The organism is Paenibacillus endophyticus, assembly GCF_014192395.1.
GTDB lineage: Bacteria > Bacillota > Bacilli > Paenibacillales > Paenibacillaceae > Pristimantibacillus > Pristimantibacillus endophyticus.
Window position 1 is genome coordinate 74,117 of record NZ_JACHXW010000006.1, and the last position, 20,541, is coordinate 94,657.

Annotated in this window: 16 protein-coding genes; 11 read left to right on the forward strand and 5 right to left on the reverse strand. The window is 46.3% G+C overall.

What is annotated here, in order from left to right; translation table 11 throughout:
- Positions 1-3: 3 nt before the first annotated feature.
- Both FHS16_RS11870 and FHS16_RS11875 read right to left on the reverse strand, forming a co-directional pair.
- Complete coding sequence (locus FHS16_RS11870; RefSeq protein WP_183562266.1) at positions 4-969, reverse strand: ATP-binding protein; 966 nt, start codon at positions 967-969, stop codon at positions 4-6.
- 82 nt (positions 970-1,051) lie between these two features.
- Positions 1,052-3,643: a winged helix-turn-helix domain-containing protein gene (locus tag FHS16_RS11875; RefSeq protein ID WP_183562268.1), complete on the reverse strand. Its 2,592-nt coding sequence runs from the start codon at positions 3,641-3,643 to the stop codon at positions 1,052-1,054.
- Between the two features lie 162 nt (positions 3,644-3,805).
- Between FHS16_RS11875 and FHS16_RS11880 the strand changes: the two genes are divergently transcribed.
- From FHS16_RS11880 to FHS16_RS11910, 7 genes are all read left to right on the forward strand, one after another.
- Positions 3,806-7,372 carry an S-layer homology domain-containing protein gene (locus FHS16_RS11880; protein WP_183562270.1) on the forward strand — a complete coding sequence of 1,189 codons (3,567 nt, stop codon included), beginning with the start codon at positions 3,806-3,808 and terminating at the stop codon, positions 7,370-7,372.
- A 171-nt stretch (positions 7,373-7,543) separates the two neighbouring features.
- The gene (locus FHS16_RS11885) at positions 7,544-8,455 is read left to right on the forward strand and encodes a Gfo/Idh/MocA family protein (protein ID WP_183562272.1); all 912 of its coding nucleotides are present in this window, start codon (positions 7,544-7,546) and stop codon (positions 8,453-8,455) included.
- Between the two features lie 13 nt (positions 8,456-8,468).
- The gene (locus tag FHS16_RS11890) at positions 8,469-9,266 is read left to right on the forward strand and encodes an alpha/beta hydrolase (protein WP_183562273.1); all 798 of its coding nucleotides are present in this window, start codon (positions 8,469-8,471) and stop codon (positions 9,264-9,266) included.
- A gap of 200 nt (positions 9,267-9,466) precedes the next feature.
- Positions 9,467-9,832 (forward strand): GntR family transcriptional regulator, encoded by a 366-nt coding sequence (locus FHS16_RS11895; RefSeq protein WP_183562275.1) that lies wholly within the window; start codon positions 9,467-9,469, stop codon positions 9,830-9,832.
- Complete coding sequence (locus FHS16_RS11900) at positions 9,829-10,740, forward strand: ATP-binding cassette domain-containing protein (protein ID WP_312890866.1); 912 nt, start codon at positions 9,829-9,831, stop codon at positions 10,738-10,740. The genes FHS16_RS11895 and FHS16_RS11900 overlap by 4 nt, the downstream gene beginning before the upstream one ends.
- Entirely contained in the window at positions 10,709-11,455 is a 747-nt protein-coding gene (locus FHS16_RS11905; protein ID WP_183562277.1) for a hypothetical protein, read from the forward strand. The genes FHS16_RS11900 and FHS16_RS11905 overlap by 32 nt, the downstream gene beginning before the upstream one ends.
- Before the next feature lie 170 nt (positions 11,456-11,625).
- The gene (locus FHS16_RS11910; protein ID WP_183562279.1) at positions 11,626-13,527 is read left to right on the forward strand and encodes an ATP-binding protein; all 1,902 of its coding nucleotides are present in this window, start codon (positions 11,626-11,628) and stop codon (positions 13,525-13,527) included.
- Between the two features lie 39 nt (positions 13,528-13,566).
- Here the strand turns inward: FHS16_RS11910 and FHS16_RS11915 are convergent, their stop codons facing one another.
- Complete coding sequence (locus tag FHS16_RS11915; protein WP_183562281.1) at positions 13,567-13,818, reverse strand: NHLP leader peptide family RiPP precursor; 252 nt, start codon at positions 13,816-13,818, stop codon at positions 13,567-13,569.
- Between the two features lie 329 nt (positions 13,819-14,147).
- Here FHS16_RS11915 and FHS16_RS11920 point away from each other — a divergent pair, with 329 nt between their 5' ends.
- Positions 14,148-16,049 (forward strand): ATP-binding protein, encoded by a 1,902-nt coding sequence (locus tag FHS16_RS11920; protein ID WP_183562283.1) that lies wholly within the window; start codon positions 14,148-14,150, stop codon positions 16,047-16,049.
- A gap of 47 nt (positions 16,050-16,096) precedes the next feature.
- Here FHS16_RS11920 and FHS16_RS11925 read toward each other — a convergent pair whose 3' ends face one another.
- Positions 16,097-16,339 (reverse strand): NHLP leader peptide family RiPP precursor, encoded by a 243-nt coding sequence (locus tag FHS16_RS11925; RefSeq protein WP_312890867.1) that lies wholly within the window; start codon positions 16,337-16,339, stop codon positions 16,097-16,099.
- A 103-nt stretch (positions 16,340-16,442) separates the two neighbouring features.
- Positions 16,443-17,390 (reverse strand): class 1 isoprenoid biosynthesis enzyme, encoded by a 948-nt coding sequence (locus FHS16_RS11930; protein WP_183562287.1) that lies wholly within the window; start codon positions 17,388-17,390, stop codon positions 16,443-16,445.
- A 375-nt stretch (positions 17,391-17,765) separates the two neighbouring features.
- Here FHS16_RS11930 and FHS16_RS11935 point away from each other — a divergent pair, with 375 nt between their 5' ends.
- From FHS16_RS11935 to efeO, 3 genes are all read left to right on the forward strand, one after another.
- Entirely contained in the window at positions 17,766-18,335 is a 570-nt protein-coding gene (locus FHS16_RS11935; RefSeq protein WP_183562289.1) for a C40 family peptidase, read from the forward strand.
- Positions 18,336-18,415: 80 nt separating this feature from the next.
- On the forward strand, positions 18,416-19,498 hold the full coding sequence (locus tag FHS16_RS11940; protein WP_183562291.1) for a Gfo/Idh/MocA family protein: 1,083 nt from the start codon (positions 18,416-18,418) through the stop codon (positions 19,496-19,498).
- Between the two features lie 176 nt (positions 19,499-19,674).
- On the forward strand, positions 19,675-20,538 hold the full coding sequence (gene efeO, locus FHS16_RS11945) for an iron uptake system protein EfeO (RefSeq protein WP_183562293.1): 864 nt from the start codon (positions 19,675-19,677) through the stop codon (positions 20,536-20,538).
- Positions 20,539-20,541 lie beyond the last annotated feature (3 nt).

Below are 20,541 nucleotides of genomic sequence, written 5' to 3' on the forward strand. Positions count from 1 at the left end.
TCATTATTTCAATCCGCTCTGTTTCATGTAATCCAAAACAATCTGGTAGTCTTGATTAACATCGCTGAAGGTGGCGTAGTTTTTGGCTGTCGCGAACCAATCCAGCGTGGTCGCTTTCCGCTGTTTGGACGCTTTCTTCAGATCATCCTGTACGATGGGCTGAATCTCTCCCGTTTCGAGTGTACGCTCCAGTGCGCATTCGACGGCATCCTTAACGATTTGCTCCAAGTCCGCTCCTGAGAAATGCTTTGTTTCTTTGGAGATTTTGCTCAAGTCCAGCGAGGACATCGGCTTTCCGGCTAGCTTCAGCTGCAGAATAGCTGCCCGCTCGGCTTCCTCTGGCGGCGGTACAAAGATCATATGATTAAAGCGGCCCGGCCTGCGTAGCGCAGAGTCGAGGTACCAAGGCGTATTGGTAGCGCCGATTACAAATACCTGATCGTTAAAGGTACGCAGCCCATCGAGCTCCATCAGAAGCTGATTTACAAGTATTCGGTCATGATGCTGGCGCATCTGGTTCCGGCTGCCGCCCATGGCGTCCAATTCATCGATGAAAATAACGCAGGGCTTGTTCTCGCGTGCCTTCTCGAAAATGTCATGCAGGTTGTTTTCGCTTTGCCCGACATACATGCCAAGTATGGCTTGCAGCTCGATATGCATGAAATTGGCGTCAATTTCGCCGGCAACCGCGCGCGCAAGAAAGGTTTTGCCGCAGCCGGGCGGCCCGTAGAGCAGAAGGCTGCCGCCAGCCTCTTTGCCGTAAGCGGCGAAGAGCTCGGGCTGCTTAAGCGGCAATATGAAGTTCATGCGGATCTTTTTTTTCACGTCTTCAAGCCCGCCGACATCGGAAAAATTTTCTTCGGGCTTCTCGGATTCTACTAAATCCTTGCCGTTGTTATCGAAACGAAGCACCTTCAGCTTGTTGCGGCGGCGATCGGCAAGATCGTCGCGGCCGTTATCATCCGACATGGTCATCATCCTTATACAAACAAATTTGTTATTAGTGTACCAAATTTCCGGCAAAGATTGGGTATTTTATATTAGCCGAAAGTTATTCTTCTTTCAGCAGCTGCAGTTCTTCGGCGGCAAGCAAAGCTTGCGTACGCGAGGAAACGCCTAGCTTGACATAAATACGAGAGAGATAGACTTTGACGGTGCCCTCGGACAGCATAAGGGTTTGGGCGATCGTTTTGTTCGAAGCGCCTTGACGGATGAGCTGAAGGAGCTGAAGCTCGCTGCGGCTAAGCTCTTCCAGCCTTGAATCGGCAGAAGCCTTGGCTCCTCTCGCAGGGAAGGCTTGCAGCAGCCTTTGTACGTAGTCCTCTGATACAGAGCCAGGAGGGCTTGCTTCCGGCGAATGCTCGCGATGATTCATATACCTTTGGAGCAATGTCCGCATACGCTCGCCTTCATCCGTATAGCTCCGCAAATAGCCAAACGGCTCAGTCAGCGCAAGTGCTTCGTGCAAAGTGTCGAGCGCATTTTTTCTTCGGCCTAGCTGATCCATCAAGCAGGCTTCAAGAATAGTCAGTTCGACGGTGCTCACCAAATGGCCTTCTCTCATGGCTTGAGGCTTTAGATAGGATACAATCCGAAGCGCTTCGGTTTCTTTCCGCTGCGCTCCCAAAAGTCTCGCAAGCAACACATATTCAAAATAGCGATTGAAGACCGGCTTCTCCTTCATGGAGATTTGCAGCTTCGGAAGCTCCTTCTTGGCAAGGGAGATGCTGCCATCAAGCAGATGCAGGCGAATCTTACAGGCTATTAGAGCTTGCTTCCAATGAAGGCTAGCTTGCTCGAGCAAAGCGAACTGCATCGCTTCATCGATCGTATCATGGGCCAAATAGGAAAGCCCTTGTGCCATATAAGCCATGGCTTGAGTAATTCGGTTAGGCACAAAAAGCCCGAACGTCTTGCTCAAGCGGGCAGCGCGGTCAATAACGCCTAATAGAGCTTCAGCCTCCTTCAGGCGGTTCCACTCGTAATAGCCTTCGCATAGAGACTGCATCACATATAGGTTGATTAGCGATTCGTTCCAGTTATGTGCTTTGAGCGTGCTGGTAAAGAGCTTCGCAATCTGCTCGGTGTCGGCGGTCAATGTGCCGTTCATACCGAAGGAGGTGCGCCGAACGAGCGGCTCCGTAAGATTGTAGTTGAAATTATAATAAATCGAGCTATGTGGAAGCATGTCATCTAAGCCTTTGCTGGCAAAGGCAAGCCATTGCTCGAATCTGCCGCTTGAGAACAGCAGGTTGGACTTTACGAATAATAAACCGCTTTGCATTTGCTGATCGTGGGCGGCTTCAGGCTGCTGTTCAATATGTGCAAGCATCTCCTCTGCGCGATCGGGCTGACCGTTAACGATGAGCACGAAGGCGTGAAGAAGCGAGGTTTCCTGCGCCCTTCCAGCTGTCGTCTGAGGAAAGAAATCCAGCCAGCGCAGCAGGCTGGAGAATTCACCTTGCATTAACAGTGCTGGCGCATGCTTCTCTAGCAGCTTTTCCGTCAGCGCCGAGTCATGCGCGGCAAGGGCATGGTCAAGCGCTTCAACGATAAATCCGCGCTCGGCCAAGCTGATGCTTGCGGCATGGTTATAAGCTATCCACAGGTCAGGGTGAAGCTGCTTTAATCGATTCTGCAAAAACTCGGCGAACAAATGATGATACCGAAACCATTCGTTGTGCTCATCGAGGGAAATGAGAAATAGGCTCTGCGCCTTCAACTGCTCCAGCATGCAGCGGGAATCGGGATGCTTCGTGATTACGCTGCAAAGCTCAGCATCCATGCGCCCCAGCATTGCGGTCTGAAGCAGAAACCGAGACATGTCCTCGGGCAGCCCGGTCAATACTTCTTGAAACATGAAGTCAGCGACAGCGCGGTGACCGCCGGTAAAGCTAGCGATGAGACGATCGTAATCGGTCTCCGTTTGAAGCGAGATGGAGATGAGCTGGAGTGCAGTAACCCAGCCCTCGGTTCTCTCAAATATGCCATTCAGCTGTATGGCAGTTAAAGGGAGCAGCGTGGTTTCCTTGTAATACGCTTCCGTTTCATCCCGCGTGAATTGGAGCTGGCCGATAGGAAGGTCCAGATGCTCGGATTTGGCCGTCCATTTGACAAGGGAGAAAGGCAGCTCTGAACGCGAAGCAATGACCAAATGGGCATTTATTGGCAGATGGTCGATGAAATAAGCCGTGCTGCTATGAATGTCTGGGTGCTGTATATATTGGTAGTCATCCCAGATGAGGACAATCGGTTGTTCATGCCTATGCAGCTCATTGATAAAGGCGTCCAGAAAAGTATCGATGGATGCCGAGGAGAGCAACGGCAGCAGCCTTGCAAAATGCTCCATGGGCTGGGCAGATGGCATGGAAGCCACTGCCTGCACGGCATAACGCCAGAAACGAACCATGTCGTTATCGCGTGCATCCAAAGAAAGCCAGCTTGCATGAAGGCTTGTTTGATGAAGCCACTGGCTCAGAAGCGTTGTTTTACCAAACCCCGCAGGAGCGCAAATGCTTGTTAATCTGCGCTGAGTACCGTCGTTCAGCCGATCGGTTAGACGATTTCGGGCAACGAGATTTGAACGCATAACCGGAAGCACGGTTTTGGTTTGCAAAAATACGTGATGAAGTGATGGGTTCATAATGCCTCCGCTAGTGATGACAAAATTGTCTATTATTCTATTATAGGCTACCTTTTCCGACAAAATCGAGCAAAAGTTAACTTTCGTCAATCGTTTTTCTGTTTATGAGTTGCTAGTATCAATAAAAGCGATCAAGCACTCAAAAACAGGAGAAAAATCACGATGAGGGAAGTGGGACAATTGTTTCAATTAGCAGGCAGGAACCGAGCAGCAAAGCTGGCGTTAGCGGCATCTTTGTTCTCATATGGCTGGGCAGGAATGGGGCAAGGCATTGCAGCGGCGGAAGGGATGACCGAAAGCTACAGCTTCGAGCGGATGGCGCCGGAGAAAGCCCATTATTTCAAATCGATAACGGACGTTGCGGCAGACCGAAGCGGAAACGTATTCGTCACAGAGTGGAATAAGCAGGAAATCAGCATATTTAATGCGGAGGGAGAGAAGCTCGGCGAGCTCGGAAGCATGGACGGAGCTGATTTTAGCCCCCGTAAATTGATTGTATCCGAAGCTGGTTTTGTATATGTGACAGACGGAAATGCGGTATTTAAACTGGAAGTGGGCGCAGACTACGATTTTACGATAGTTGAGGAGTGGAACGGAGTAGAACAATTCGGCTACATTGCTTCAATTGCCGTTGATGAGGCGACAGGGAGAGTCTATGCAGCGGATGAGAGCTTGAATCAAATATGGCTGCTTGAAGAAGGGGATTCTGATTTCGAGAGCTGGACGGCCTATGCGACAACAGAGGAAGCCAGCATTAGCTTCAACCGCCTATCAAGCATTTCCGTTGATGCATCGGGGCATCTTTACGTTGCAGAGGACGGCAACCGCATTCTAAAGCTAAGCGGCGAGGGCTTGCTGTTGGATCAATGGGATGGAGATGGAGATGAAGAGCAGGCTTCGTTCGACACGGTATTCATTGACGATATCGGAGACATCGAGCCTGACGGTGAAGGCAATCTCTATGTGACAGATCGAGGCAATAACCAGATAGTACGTTTCAACTCGGAGTGGAAGGCTGTTGTCGTTGGGGAGGAAGGAAGACGCAACGGGCAGTTCAATTCGCCAGAAGCGATAACCATTGCAAATGACGGAAGTGTGTATGTTGCAGACAAATATAATTATCGTGTTCAGAAGTTTGATTCTTCTCTTGGGCATATGGATACATGGGGGAACCTTGGCGGTGAGGCGGGACAATTTTTTATCCCCGAAGATATAGCAGTTGACACGGTTGGCAACGTATTTGTAGCGGATCAAGGCAATAATCGCGTGCAGCAGTTTAATAATGAGCTGTCATATATGCAGGAAAAAGGCGGCGATTCCGATTTCTTACCTATCGGATTGACGGTTAATGCAGCGGGACAGATATATATGACAAGCTATGGCAGCCTTATTAAGTATGATCCGGCGGATGAATCAATTGCTGTCCTTAGCAATCGGCTTGGTGAGCCGCGTGACTTGGCCATGGATCGTGAAGGCAATGTTTATGTCGCAAATACAGGCGGCCATACCGTTGAAATATTTAATTCGGCTGGAGAGAACGTAGCCAGCTTTGCCGGTGAACCGGATTACAGCGGTGGTTTCTTTTACTTTAGGCCGCAAAGTATTGCAGTGGATAGCGAAAGAGACATTGTATACGTGACGGACTCTTTCCGTGTACAGACGTTTACTCGTACGGGCGAGCCTCTACAAGTCGAGTGGGCCGGATTAGGCGAAGACGATATTGGATACCTGTCGGATATCGCGCTTGACGTAATGGGCAATGTGTATCTTGCCGATAGCGTGAATAATCGCATCCGGAAATATGCTCCAAACGGCGAGCTTCTGGAGAGCTGGGGAGAAACGGGCAATCAAGACGGGGCATTCGATGGATTGCGAGGCATCGCTGTTGATCGGTTCGGTAATGTTCTGACAACCGAGAGCAATAACAACCGGCTTCAAAAATTTGAGTTTCTGCAAAATCAATTAGCGGGAATAGCATTGTCTGCGGGGACGTTAAACGAAGCATTCGAAGGCAGTCGGAGTACCTATACGGCTAATGTAGAAAATAAAGTCTCGAGTATTTCAGTCACACCATCTGCAAGGCAGGCGGGTGCTCGCATTGAAGTGAACGGCGAGCTTGTGGAAAGCGGAGCGGACTCGGCAGCCTTTGCACTTACGGCAGGTGAGACGGAAGCCATTGAAATCAAAGTTACTGCGATGGACGGCCAAGTACGGAGCTATGAGCTTTCTGTGTTACGCGCCGCAACTGGAGATGGCGGCACTGGCGGAGATGGCGGAGACGGCGGCGATGGTGGTACTGGCGGAGATGGTGGAGATGACGGAGATGGTGGAGACGGAGGCGATGGCGGTACTGGCGGAGACGGCGGAGATGATGGAGATGGTGGAGACGGGGGCACTGGCGGAGATAGCGGTACTGGCGGTGACGGAGGTAGCGGAGGCACTGGCGGCACCGGAGGCGTCTCGCCGAATCCTGGAAGCGGGCTGTTGGACCAAACGATAGGCGGACAGGCTGGGCAAGTCATCCTGCAAAACGCAGCTGTCCATCAGACTGCTGCCGGAGTTGCTGAAATTATGATTAACAGCAGCGGCGTGGATGCGCTCCTCGCGCTAAAGCCGCTGCCGACATTAGTTACTATTGGCGTATTGCCGGGCTCCGTAGAGCAGGTGAATCTGAAGCTTCCAGCTGCAATCACACAGCTGTCAACGCAAAACCCGGAGGCCGAATTAGAGCTGAGGACCTCTTTTGGCACATTGAAGCTTCCTCTTCTGGAGTTAGCGAAGCAAGTGGACCCTTTGACCGATTCGATTCGGATTACGATACATGCGTTTAACGGTGCAAGCTCGGAAACGAAGGAAACTGAGCGTGTCATGCAGTTGAATAGCGCAGAATCGGTGGGCTCCCCGCTGCTCGGCTTGAAGCTGGAAGCTCTGAGCGCGGACGGCACTGTCAGACCGCTCGAATATCAAGCTGGCTATGCTAAGCTCATCATTGAGCTGCGTGCGGGCGATGCCGAGCAGGATTTGGCTGCTGTTTCGTTCATGGGAGGTATGAGCGGAAGCGTGTATGGCGTCCCGGCAAGCTATGGCGAAGGCAAAGCGGAGCTTAAGCTGAAGAATGGCGGCAATTACACGGTATGGCGGCATGTCACCAGCTTCAAGGATGGAAAAGATGCAGCTTATGCGATAAAAGCTATCCAAGCGTTAAGCAACAAATTTATAGTGCAAGGAATGAATGACAGGAGTTTTCTGCCGTTTGGCGAGGTGACTCGCGCGCAGTATATAACGATGGTTTTGCGGGCGGTAGGCGTAAAGCTTGCTCCTGTACAAGCAGCTGCATTTATAGATGTGAAGGAAGGACAGTGGTATGCCGATGCTGTCATGACGGGTTATCGCTTGGGGCTGGTTAATGGTTATGAGGATGGCTCCTTCAGACCTTCCGGCGTAATAAACCGTCAGGAGATGGTGACGATCCTGTTCAATGCGCTTAAGTATGCCGGACACATAGAAGCTATACCTGCTGAGGAAGCAGATAAATGGTTGGAAGGATTCAGTGATGAAGGAGAAATTTCACCTTGGGCACGACAAGCAGCAGCCTATGCCGTAAAGCATGAATGGATGCAAGGCACGGGCGAGGGAAGACTTAGCCCGGCTGCTGAAGCAAATCGTGCACAGGGGGCTGTGCTTATTTACAACATGATGCAAGGGCTGGGTTTAATAAGCAGCGAATAGAGTCAAAAGGGTATTTCTTAGCAGGCTTTTCGCCTGTTGGAGAAATATCCTTTTTTTATCATATGTACAGCTTTACAATCTGCGTAGAAACCAACGCTAGCAGTCTTGCTTTGCTAGAGACATATGTTCTAGCGTATGATAAAGGCTGGACAAAACAGGAGGCGTTAGCAGATGAGCAAGCCGCGAATCGGTATGGTTGGGCTGGGAGGCATTGCACAGAAGGTTTATCTGCCTATTTTAACAAGAGCGGAGAATTGGAGCTTTGTGGGTGCCTATTCTCCAAATGAAGAGAAACGTTCGCTTATTTGCTCGGCATACCGCATCGGCGCTTTTGGCAGCCTATCCGAGCTTGCAGCGTGCTGCGATGCTGTATTTGTACATAGCTCGACAGACTCGCATTATGATGTCGTGTCAACGCTGCTTGCGAAGGGGAAAGACGTATACGTAGACAAACCCCTTGCTGCGACATTGGAGCAGGCGGAGCAGCTGGCTGAATTAAGCACTAAGCTTGGACGAAAGCTGATGATTGGCTTTAATCGCAGGTTTGCGCCGCTGTACATACACGCGAAACAAAAGATGAGCGACACGGCGTGGGTCCGAATCGAGAAGCACCGTTCGGACGCGATTGGTCCGCAGGATACAGCCTTCACGATGCTCGATGATTATCTTCATGTTGTAGATACCGCAAGATGGCTTGCGAAGGGCTCGTTAACTACGGCTACAGGCACGGTACGAACGAATGAGCAGAAGCAGCTTCTCCACACACAGCATCATTTTGACACGTATGAAGGCTTTACGATATCCACCGCGATGCATCGGCATGCAGGCACGGGGCTTGAGCAGCTTGAGATCGTTCAAGCCGGTGAGATCATCCGTGTTCAAAATATGAATGTGCTTGAAGTGGAACGTGCGGAGAGGATCGAGAAGACCCTCCCTCCATCTTGGCAGACGATTCTGAGCCAGCGCGGCTTCGAGGACGCTGTTCGGCATTTCATGGACTGTCTTCTCTACGATCAAGTGCCGGCAGTGGACGCCGAGGAAGCTTTGAAATCACAACAGCTGCTCATGAGCTTGCTGGAATAAAGGGAGTGCAGGTATGAGTCAACAATCACAGGCGCTGCAAGAGCCTAAGCAGTGGCGGAAGCGGAAAAGACTGATATGGGCAGGAGCTATCGTTTTGCTGCTGTTATTACTGCTTGCCGTCGTTTACCAAATAATGCTCTATACGCCATCCGATGCAGCGAAGGCTGCAATGAAAAGCGATGAGCAAGTCGAGGTCAGCATCGGACAAGCCGGCTATCGTTTCCAACCGAAAGCGGGTGATGAAGCGGTCGTTGAACCAAGTGTTATTTTGTATCCGGGAGGCTTGGTTGACCCTAAAAGCTATGCACCGCTTGCTCGTAAACTGGCAGAAGCAGGGCACCGTGTATATATCGCAAGCATGCCCCTTCATTTAGCATTTACGGGAACGAACAAAGCAGATAGCTTCATTGCCGAGCATCCGGACGAGAGCTACGTCATCGGCGGGCATTCGCTTGGAGGCGTGTTTGCATCACGATATGCCGCGGGGCATACGGATCAGATAGATGGCGTGTTTTATCTTGCTGCGTATGCGGATAAGAAAGGAAGCCTAGCGGATGCCAAGTTCCCTATCCTTCAAATAACCGCATCAAATGATGGGGTTATGAACTGGGAAGCTTGGGGCAAAGGAAAACAATATATGCCGAGCCAGACGCAGTACGTTACGGTTGAAGGCGGCAATCACGGACAGTTCGGTTCATATGGCTCCCAAAAAGGGGATAAGCCGGCTGGAATTAAACCGGAACAGCAGCTGGAGGCCGTCAGCAGCGAACTGCTCGGTTGGATGAAAGGGATGCAAGCCGGCGAATCTTAAACGGGTCAAAGGTAGGTTCCAGCCAATAGGTAAATTGAAAGCTGCTTTCGGGAGGCAATTGCCTCCTGGAGGCAGCTTTTTGCTATGTACTTGCTCAAGCGTGCTGGACGAGCTCTCATTACTAATTGTTGACATGGAATAAGTTATGTTATATGGTTAGTTACATAAGTAATGAACCATAGAGGCGAAGAGGTGATCACTTGTTTGATGATCGTAGTCCCATATACCAGCAAATTGCTGACAAAATCAAAGACGATATCGTAAGCGGCATATTGCAAGAGGATGAGCAGGTTATGTCTACGAATCAATATGCGGCATTTTACCGGATTAATCCGGCCACGGCAGCGAAAGGCTTTCATTTATTGACGGAGGAAGGCATTTTGTATAAGAAAAGGGGGATTGGCATGTTTGTTAGCGGTGAAGCGAAGCAGTCATTGCTTAGGCAGCGGAGAGAGCGTTTTTTCGAAGAGGTTGTAGATCGAATGCTGGCGGAAGCAGAAACCATTGGCGTACCGATCTCCGAGATTATTGGACGAATCGAACAGGCGAAAGGAAGCGATGAATGATGACGCTTGGCATTGAGGTTAACAATCTGCAATTGAAATACGGTTCTTTCGCGGCAATTAAGAATGTGACTTTTTCTCTTGCAGGCGGTAGGATTTACGGCTTGCTCGGACGGAACGGCTCCGGTAAAACGAGCTTGCTTTCTATTCTCGCTTCCTATCGCGAGCAAACAAATGGCCAAGTGACCATTGGCGGAGAAGCGCCATTCGAGAATGCCAAAATAATGGAACAGGTTTGCTTCATTCAGGAAAGCGGCTCTTTCTCAGACAGCTCCTCCGTATCTGACGTTCTGAGGCTATCCGCAAGCTGCTGGCCGAATTGGGACAGCGAATACGCAGCGCATTTAATAGCATTATACGACCTGCCGTTAAAAAAACTGGTTTCAGCGCTCTCGCGCGGCATGAAATCTGCGCTTGGCGTTACCATTGGCCTTGCAAGCCGTGCTCCGGTGACGATATTCGATGAAGCTTATCTCGGTATGGATGCGCCGTCGCGCTATGCGTTTTACGATGAGCTTCTGAAGGATTACATGGAAACGCCTCGCACGTTTATTATATCAACCCATTTGATCGAGGAGGTTGGTTCTTTGTTCGAGGAGGTGCTCATCTTGGATCAAGGCCGTCTTATTATGCATGAGGAGACGGATGTGCTCAAATCACGCGGTGCTTCGATTACCGGCTCTGAACAAGCGGTGGACCAAATCACTGAGGGGCTGACCATATTAGGGCAGCAGATGCTGGGCAGAACGAAGTCGGTGACGGTGTTCGGAGAGTTAACGGAGGAGCATCGCAAACATGCTCTTGCCTTAGGTCTTGAGCTGGGGCCAGTCTCGCTTCAGGATTTATTCGTACATCTGACCAAGAAGGAGGGGCTGAGCAATGAGCAGAAAGAGAAAGCATCCCGCCCATAATGTAGCCAGTGAGCTGTTGTACACGTATCGTTGGACGTTCATCGTGTATTGGATTATTTTCATTTCTATATTTCTAGGCATTGCCGTGTTTATGAATACCAATATGTTTAACAATGAGGGGTTTGATTCCCAAAGCGCATGGGAAGGCGCGTCCAACTCGCCTAAAATCTTTCTTATGGTTATTGGTATTTTATTGACGCCATTATCGTTAGCCAGCTTCGTTTCCAGCGGTGTTACGAGAAAGCATTTTGTAATCGGCGGCAGTTTCCTGGTAACGCTGATATCGGCCATATTTGCGTTAATCATGACAGCAGGGTATCCGATTGAGCAAATGATTTATGAGCAGAACAACTGGACGCCAGCGCTTAAAAATCCCCATATATTCTCTTCCTCCGACCAGTTGGCAGGTATTTTCTTTGAACATTTCTTTTTGTTCTTTGCTTATTTCGGAAGCGGCTGGATCATCGGCTCAGGTTTTGCTCGTTTCCGCTGGCAGCTTGGCGCGATTATATCCGTTGCTTCCCTATTGCCCGCAATGGCGATGGAGGTGGTGCTCTCATCCGATTGGATGGGAAGGCTCATGCAGAACGTATTTGAGGTTGATCGCAACCCAATCGCAGTAGTTGTCGTGCTTGCGGTTATCGTGATGGCGTGTATTGTCGGACTGAATTATTTGCTGCTTCGACGCGTGGCAATTAAGAAACGAATGGTTTAATGAAATCGATAGGTTTGCCTCCCGTGATCTTAGTGATCGGGGGGCTTTTTTTCGTAAGTAGCCTGAAATTGCTTACTATTTATTTGTATACGCGGTAAAATGGAAGTAGGAGTTTTATCGAAGATTGTCGAATTATAGCGTATAGTATCTATTAATGGTTGAGGTGCAGAATGAAAGCATTACATAGATGGATTGCATTCCTTATGATAGCGGTGCTCGCCCTTTCTTTCTTTTGGGTGGCGACCTCAAAGGTTCAAGCTTATACAAAATTGAATAGCATACCCCAATGGGAATTGATGTGGGATGAGGATTCCGCGCCTGCCATTGAAGAAGCGAACGGCGTCTTTGCGGCGGGAGAGTGGCAATCGTTTACATTCGATGACGCATTGCCGGATAAGCCTGCCCACATTCGTGCTGCTTGGCTCAGATTTAAGCTTCCGGATTACGATTTGAGCAGACCAGCTGTTTTAATAACTAAGCTGACGGCCAAAGACGTTATGATCTTTATGGATCAAAAGGTTGTTTATGAATCAAGCCGAAATTATCCCTTTAACAAAAATGAGATTTTATTGTCGCTAAGCGAATCGGAATCAGGTCAGTTCGTCTATCTATTTGTACAAACAGATTCGGATTGGCTTGGCTTAAAGGAACAGCCGAAGGTTGGAGAGGGACAAGCGCTCAACAAGGATTTCTTGAAAAAGGAAGTCTATGACGTCATTCTTGGGTCCATTTTACTGTTTGTCTCCTTGGCACTGCTGCTTTGTTTTATATTTCTGAACAGAACCTACCTCGCAGGTTTAGTTTCTCTTAGCTTTTTCATTCTCTCCATAAGCTTAATGATTCTATCACTATCCCCATATTTGCACACGATGTACAGTCAGTATGGAAGAGTGATGTATTATCTGTTTGACATAGGCTCTAATTTATTGATGCCGTCTTTGTTTTTCTTCTTTGAGAGGATTTTCGGAAAAGGGCCATGGAAGATCATTACCCGATTTAGAAAGCTGCAAGTTATCGTTTCTATCATTACTATTATTTGGTTACTCCTTTCCTTTTCTTCTAGCGAAATTAGCAGCGCGTATACATCAGCTACGATTATCACCTTCGGTGGAACGATAATTATAGGAAATGGTCTGCTACTTATTTTACTCATCCGTTTTTGTTTCCAGAAGAATAAAAATGCGATCATTATGGCAACGGGCTTTGGCATATTTGCAGCAATTGGCGTGATGGAAGTTATCTGGTATTTCATAAGCGAAATGAACTATGAGATGTTTTTTTGGAAATGGGGCATACTGACTTTCCTTGTCTCACTTTTATTTATATTGGCTAGAAGAATCATTGAAAGCTATGATCAGGTATTGAAATACTCTCGGCAGCTAGAGGTGTTCAATAATGAGCTTCAACGCTCGGAGAAAATGGAGATTATTAGTCAACTAGCTGCTTCCGTAGCCCATGAGGTGCGCAATCCTTTGCAAGTTACAAGAGGGTTTCTACAGGTGCTGGGTGAAAGTACAAGGAATGAGAAAGAGAAAGGCTTCATGGCGCTTGCAATCGAGGAGCTTGACCGGGCATCGGAAATTATTACGGACTTTCTGATGTTTGCCAAGCCGGAGCTGGACCAGATGACTACTCTTAACGTAGCAGAGGAAATATTGAAAATCGAAGCGATACTCGTCCCTCTTGCTAATATGCAAGGCAGCATCATCCAGGTTGAATCGGCTTCGGATTTATATGTGAATGGCAATTCGTCCAAGCTCAAGCAAGCACTTATTAATATTATTAAAAATAGTATTGAATCGCTAAACAAAGGCGGAACAATCGTCATACAAGCCTATTTAAAAGATGATCGTCATGTAATTATATGCATTAAAGACAACGGGGAAGGTATGAACGAGCTTGAACTGAAGAAGCTAGGAGAGCCTTACTATTCCAAAAAAACAAAAGGAACGGGATTAGGCTTAATGGTAACCTTTCGAATTATCGAGGTCATGAAGGGGAGCATTTTCTTTACAAGTGAAAAAGGAGTTGGGACGGAAGCTACTATTCAGTTCCCCATGGTAAAAAAATAGCGCTGACTGCTCAAGAGCAGTCAAGCGCTATTTCTCTGTCTATTGCCACGCGGCTCCGTCGGAATCGCCGTCATTGCTTATGTCTGAAGGATTTTGTGGAAGCACGAAATAATATTTGTTTGCAGTTTCTTCTACTACTTCTACCTCGATGGAATCAGGTATATCAATGCCGAAAGCTTCTTTCACCGCTGCTTTAGGATCTGCAAGTAATTGTTTCTTAAATTCAGCATCTTCCCATGCTTTTTGAATAATTTGTTCCTGCAAGGTTTGCTCTGCGGCCACATTGATCATCCTCTCGAATATGTATAAGTCTTTCTTCCTAATTGTATCAGGAAATTTCGACACAATCTATATGAAAACTGTGTTTTCGACATATAATAGATGCTATAGAACCTTTAAATTATTGTTATAATATGAAAAGTGGTCTAAAAGTCCTTATTTATATACTATTAATTTAAAAAAGCTATCGTATACTAGAATTGGGCGGTATTATTTGTATAGGGTAAATTTGTTTCAAGTTATTATTTTTGGTAAAAAAGGAAACGGATAAAGGTAATAAATCGAAGATTGTCGAAATACAGTAGGGTAGAATGTTTATATTATTTGTATAGAGGTGTCCGATGAAGGGGTTCAAAAAGCTTTGTTTTATAACAATATTGTTAGCAGTCATATTTGCATGTATTCCAGCATCTCTTTTATATGCCTCAGATCATCCTTCTATTGAAATTACAAATTGGGAAATCATGTGGGAAGATAGTGCATCCGCTTCAGCTTTGGATACGATTACTGCTAAACAAGAGAGACAGTGGGTATCATACTCATATGGTGATGAATTACCAGAGAAGCCGACTGATGTTAATTCGGTTTGGTTAAGGTTTCAACTCCCGTCGTTCAACTTAGACAGGCCAGCGTTATTAATAAACGAGCTTATCTCTAAAGATGTGCAAATATACATCAATGAAAAATTAGTATATGGTAATTTTCGGGATTATCCTTACAATAAAAATGAAGTTTTGCTCCCATTAAATGATAATGAAGCTAATTCACATGTATATATATTATTAAACACAGAAAGGGACTGGGTGGGGCTGAAAGGAAAGCTTATATTAGGAGAATATAAGCTTTTAGAAAAAGAATATTTGAAACGGGATTTTTTGGATGTTATTTTAGGTGCAGCGCTTATTTTTATTTCGATTGGAATGTTTGTAAGTGTCGTTTTTTTAAATAAAACCTTCCAAAGAGGATGGCAATCATTAAGCGCTGTTATATTATCAATAGGCGTAATGATTCTTACATACTCTTCTGTATTGCAAAGTATGTATCCGGAATATGGGAAGTTATCTTACCATTTATTTGATATAGCATCAAATTTATTAATGCCATCTATTTATTTTTTCTTTGAGAAGATATTCGGGAAAGGGCCTATTGGGTTAGTATCTAAGTTTCGTAAAATACAAGTTATTCTAGCTTTATTAAGTATAATGATGCTACTAGGAAGTTCTTCCTCAGAGGTTGTTGAAAAACTCTATTATATAGTAGGCATTTTTTACTTTGGAGTTTCTATTATCCTTGGAAACATACTATTAGTCACTTGCCTTGTTATGTACTGTATAAAAGGAAACAAAGAAGCGGTTATCCTAGCGTTTGGTTTTGGAGTATTTGCTCTAATTGGTGCGGGAGAAGTTACTTGGTACTTTGTGAAGGATATGGGCTACGACATGTTCTTATGGAAGTGGGGATCGTTAAGCTTTATAACGTCGTTAGTAGTGATCTTAGTACGAAGAATGCTCTTAAACTATGAGCAGGTAATTAATTACTCACAACAAGTTGAGGTATTCAATAATGAGCTTCAAAGATCTGAAAAGATGGATATTATAAGTCAATTAGCTGCCTCAGTAGCGCATGAAGTGAGAAATCCATTACAAGTAACACGAGGTTTTCTTCAATTGCTTGGTGAAAAGTCTGCTTTTGAGAAAGACAAGGCTTTTATGGGACTAGCCATTGAAGAGCTCGATAGGGCCTCAGATATTATTACCGATTTTTTAACGTTCGCTAAACCTCAAATGGAACAGGTCGTGTTGTTAAATATTGAAGAAGAGCTACGTCAAATAGAGGTAATTCTTGCTCCGTTAGCAACCATGCAAGGCGGTACTTTATATACGGATATTTCAACTGACTTATTCGTGAACGGTAACTCATCAAAGTTTAAACAAGCACTTATTAATATTATCAAAAATAGTATTGAAGCTTTAAATCAAAATGGAGAAATTGTAATTCGTGCTTCTAAGGATACGGAAACAAATAAAGTGAAGATTCATATAATAGATAATGGTGAGGGAATGAGCGAAACTGATTTGAAAAGACTTGGTGAGCCGTATTATTCCAATAAGTCTAAGGGGACTGGTTTAGGGTTAATGGTTACTTTTCGTATTATAGAAATAATGGAAGGGAAATTAGAATTCTATAGTAAGAAAGGTAGTGGTACGGAGGCAGTGATTTACTTGCCGGTTGCAAATAAATAGCGTCAAGGACTCATATCTAAGAGTTCTCGACGCTTGTTTTTTATAAATTACTGCCACATTGGGTGTGCTACATTTTCAGCGTCTTTTACTGCTGCAGGGCTTTCCGGAAGTACCAAGTAAAATTTATTAGCGGATTCTTCAACAACTTCAACTTCGATTGCGTCCGGAAGATCTACGCCAAATGCTTCTTTGACTGCTGCTTTCGGATTGGCAATAAGCTGTTTTTTGAATTCGGCGTCTTCCCACGCTTTTTTTATGATTTGTTCTTGAAGATCTTGTCTTGTTGACACAATAATCACCCTTCCGAATATGTATAAGTTTACCATACTCAGTCTATCATGTCCTTTCGACAAATTCTATATAAATTTTCAAAAATTCGACAAATAATAGAATCTATTGGACCTGTAAATGAGTGGAATTGGTCATAAAGTAATTGAGTCCGCCTTTTAAAAGCGCTTTTTTGTTTGATTCTAATGCATCACGGATCTGGTTCAAATGGTCTAATATAAACGAATGGAAATCTATCAGTCCGCTCATTCCTGCATCCAATTCAAGCAGCTTCTTATGATTGTCGGATGCATGCTGCACATATTGCTGCATGCATCCCCGAATGTATATGGCATTCTCAGCATCTTTTTCGGTTAAAGGCAATTCGCCTGTGCTTCTCCCCGCAGCAATCATTGCAAGCAGGCCGTTATAGCTGCCTTCAGCCATATCTTCCTTCCAATCCGCGTAGTCATCTGCCATTTGTAGTGTCATAAGCACGATTTCGATAGCACGCTCAAGCTTCTCGATCAGATCAGTACGGCCAGCTAAAAGGAGCGCGCCAGTACTTGCGATTTTGACGGGACCAGCTTTGCCGGCGGTGCGGATAGGATCGCTCACAAAATAATCCTCGCGGTCCTCGTTCGTCACGCTTTCAGCCCATACGGCTGCATATCGGTTATAATAGCCCCAAAATGGGGAGTTTGAAGGGAATAGCTGGCGGAATACGTTATACATCTCGAGCAAAAAGAGATTTCCAAGGACAAGCTGTTCCTTCCAGCCGGAAGAAGGCTGGCTGTCCATCACGTCATCTTGAATAAAAAAATAAAGCATTCCATATACATTAGCTAAAGCAAGTCGCTCGCACTCCAAATCGCTGATGCCGCTTGGCTCCTTGACCCAGAATGGAAGCAGGCTGCAAATATAGTCTTTGCCGCTGTGATCCTTAACCGGGTTGTGTTTGTCTGCATAGGCAAGACCTAATGTCCGCAGAGGCTCGGGGAATTGCGCGATGGAAAGCTCGGCCTGCGAGTAAACTTGTCCCAGTTGTTCTTTATAACGATTAAACCATTCCATAGATAAACCCTCCGCTGCCATTGTAATGAAAGTAAAACGACTATACTAAATTATTTTCGAGCGCATATAAATAGTTTAAGCAAGACGTAAATCTTTTCCTACTATATCATCTCTCAGATATGCAAATGTTAACATTTTTTTAAGCATGAGGGAGAAAAGGGCGACTTTCTTATTGAGTAAAAGGAGAAAATCCAGTAATATGGAGTAAGGTTATGCAAGTAGGAGAGTTTGGTAGACGATCTTCTGTCACACTATGCTTACAGAACTGGACTAAGGTCGGGGATAGGCCTATTACCTGAGCAGGTTTAGAATTTAGTTCTCCTGCATTAAAGTTAATACCTAGATGAAAGTTCTTTAATGTGGAGGTAGTACGGCATGAATAGAGAAAAGGAAATCTATGTGCTCTTAACGAACACGGGGACATTATTTTCGAAGACAATTAGATGGTATACAAAGAACATGCTGAACCATGCGTCGATTGCTTTTGACAGCGATTTGAATGAGGTCTACAGCTTTGGGAGAAAAAACCCAAGTAATCCGTTTTTTGCTGGATTCGTGAAAGAGGACGTACGAGGCGTGTTTTTTGAACATTCGACCTGCGCACTATACAGATGCACGATTAGTCATTGTGCCTATATAAACATAAGAAATCAGATCCAGTATATGGAGAAGAATCGCGATCAATACAAGTACAATCTGCTTGGCATGCTCGGCATTATGCTCAACATTGAGATGAAACGGGATTATGCATATTTTTGCTCGCAATTCGTTGCTTCTGTTTTTGAGGAGAGCGGAGTGAATTTAGTCAATAAGCCATCTTTGTTCGTTACTCCAGCCGATCTGGAGAATACAACATTGCTTGAATTAGTCTATCATGGCAAGCTGCATGCGTATACGGGCGTCGCAGAGGAAATTAAAGCAACGGGCACCTTCAGAACGGCATAAAGAAGATCTCTCATGAAGAGGTCTTTTTTTCTTTTATACCCGATACGAATGACTTTCAAACACGGAGGTTGAATGAGAAAATGTCGATAATCAGTTTCGGAATTGTTGGCGGCGGCTGGCGCGCGGAATTTTATATAAGGATCGCCAAAGCGATGCCTGACCGCTTCCATATCCATGCCATCATGGTAAGGGATGAACAAAAAGGATTGGAGCTGGAGGCGAAATGGGGCATACGGACGGTCCGCACGCTTCGGCAATTGATGGAGGAGTCCAGCCAATTCAGTTTTGTAGTTGTTTCTGTTCCTCGGCTTGTTGCGCCAGAGATCATGCTTGAACTAGCGGAGAGAGGAATACCCGTCTTAGCCGAGACGCCCCCAGCGGCTGATATTGCAGGTCTCCAAGCATTATGCGAGTCCATGCCGAAGGACGCGAAAATCCAAGTAGCGGAGCAATATTTGTTTCAGCCTATGCACGCAGCACGGATTAAGCTTGCCCATTCCGGGAAGCTTGGCGAGGTGTCGCAGGTACAGGTTTCGGCTGCCCATGATTACCATGGAATCAGCTTGATTCGGCAGCTTCTGGGCATTGGCTTCGAACCTGCAGAGATTAGCGGGCAGGAGTTCGAATCGATGCTCATGAAAGGGCCAAGCCGTCAAGGCGATCCGCAGGAAGAGCAGCTGGCTCCGTCCATCCAAAGAATCGCAACTTTCCGCTTTGGCAATAAGCTGGCCGTTTATGATTTCACAGGCGATCAATATTTCTCATGGGTTCGCCGAAGCCGAATGCTGGTAAGAGGCAGTAAAGGGGAGCTTGTTGACAACGAAATGAGTTATTTGCATGATTTTACCACACCTATCTATACGAAGCTTCAGCGTGTGGATACAGGGCACCATGGCAATTTGGAGGGCTATTACCACCGCGGTGTCATGGCAGAAGGGGAGTGGCTGTATCGAAATCCGGCCGCTCCCGCTAGACTGAGTGATGATGAAATTGCGATCGCGACCTGTTTGCTCCGAATGGGCGATTACGCCGCAGGGAATGGCCCGTCATTCTATAGCTTGGCAGAGGCTGCACAGGACCACTATCTTGCGCTTCTGATGGATCAGGCAATCATGACAGGTAAAACGATCCGTTCCACTGTAATGAATTGGTTCTCTGAATAGAAATGGTGATTGAAGAAAATATGGATTAGCCGTGAGCGGCTCTCTCAAGCAAGATAAATGGGAGAGGCCGCTTTATTTAGTACTAAAATATTTAATTGACAATGATTATCACATGCGAATATACTTCATTTTAGAATAAAACAGATCGAATCTATTGGAGTAGGGGAGCAATCATAATGAAGTTTAAAGTCATGTCTTTTTTAGTGGCGTGTACAATCGTATTTACGGGCTGCGGCTCAAATGCTGTGGAGAATGATAAAGTGGCTAATGAGAGCGCCTCGACGAATGCAGCGAATGAAACGGCTGCAGCGGACGACGCATGGGCGCCGATACTTGAGAGCTATCGGCAATTTACGATTGAGCAGGCAGACACCTTTATAATAGAAACGGAGAAGTTCGTGACGGCTGTGAAAGATGGCGACGTGGAAACGGCGAAGCAGCTTTATGCACCAACACGTATGTATTTCGAGCGAATTGAGCCGATAGCGGAAGCGATTGGTGATCTAGACCCCAATATCGATGCACGGGAAAATGACGTTGAGGATAAAGATTGGCGTGGTTTCCACCGAATTGAGCAAGGTTTGTGGGAGAAAAACTCGACAGCGGGCATGGAGGAATATGCCGATCGCCTGCTGGAGGATGTCAAGCTGCTTCGCGCTTTGATGGAAACTGTCGAGGTGGAGCCTAGCTTGCTCGTAACGGGTGCGGTAGAGCTGCTGAATGAAGTATCATCCTCTAAAGTAACGGGCGAGGAAGAGCGTTACTCGCATACGGATTTGTATGATTTCGCTGCGAATGTGGAAGGCGCAGACAAAATCTATCAGCTGGTTAAGGGTGAATTGAATAAGAAGGATGCGGCTCTTGACGAGCAGATTGGGAAAGGCTTTGCTGATCTGGAGCAGGCGCTTGCCGGATACAAATCAGGTGACGGCTATGTATCCTATTTGGAATTAAAAGAAGAAGATACGAAAAAGCTGAGCCAGCTCATCGACGCGCTCGCAGAGCCGCTGTCGCAAATGGGGACCATATTGGAGGCATAACAG